This is a genomic window from Alkalibacterium sp. m-11 (assembly GCF_054658155.1).
The window spans coordinates 1-228 of the sequence record NZ_BAAGIR010000673.1 but is presented as its reverse complement, the minus strand read 5'-3'; the positions used below and the strand labels follow the sequence as shown (position 1 = coordinate 228).

The following is a 228-nucleotide window of genomic DNA, read 5'->3' as shown; positions in this document are numbered from 1 at the left end:
CTTCTGTTAAAGAAAGCTCATCCCGATTGGCAATTTCAACATAGTTTGGCACATATTCTCTCATATGTTTTAAATTCAAGGCCTCTAGATTATTTAATAGCTTTTGATAGTTACTGCTCATTCGAAGGCACCTCCAGTAAATCATATTGCTTTAAACTTCGTTTAATATGTTCTTGGATGTCATCTTCTTCTTTGTGGCTCATGACATCTGATTTAAGTATCTGAACC

General features: G+C 34.6%; 1 pseudogene. It reads right to left on the bottom strand.

The features are described 5' to 3' along the window. Window positions 1-121 (bottom strand): annotated as a pseudogene (locus tag ACYQ2O_RS13870) (IS21-like element ISCbo2 family helper ATPase IstB); the annotation flags it as partial. Between the last annotated feature and the right edge of the window lie 107 nt (window positions 122-228).